We start from the raw sequence: 393 nt of genomic DNA on the forward strand, positions 1-393 counted from the left end.
CGGCTACAACGTCCAGTACTGGGGCACCGTCGAACCGCAGAAGCGCGGCGCCCCCCACCTGCATTTGGCGATTCGGGGCGCGATCGGCCACAAGGTCATCCGCCAGGTCACCGAGGCCACCTACTTCCAAGCCTGGTGGCCCCACTTCGACCCCGAGAACGAGGTCTACGACGGTGAGCACATGCCGGTGTGGGATCACCGGACTGGCACGTTCGTCGACCCGGCCAGCGGGCGGCCGTTGACCGGGTTCGAGGACGCGCTCGACATCCTCGCCGAGGTCGACAACTGGGAACCGGCGCATGTGGCGCGGTTCGGGGTACAGGTCGATTCCAAGGGCATCCTCGGCGGCACCGAGGAGGTCAACCGGCACATCGGGTACATGACCAAGTATCT

1 protein-coding gene is annotated in these 393 nt (G+C 66.2%); it reads left to right on the forward strand.

Annotation, left to right across the window (positions count from 1 at the left end):
- A partial coding sequence (locus tag ON32_RS23310) for a replication initiator (protein ID WP_040793161.1) occupies positions 1–393 on the forward strand: 393 nt, incomplete at both ends.

The organism is Nocardia paucivorans NBRC 100373, assembly GCF_000308675.1.
GTDB lineage: Bacteria > Actinomycetota > Actinomycetes > Mycobacteriales > Mycobacteriaceae > Nocardia > Nocardia paucivorans.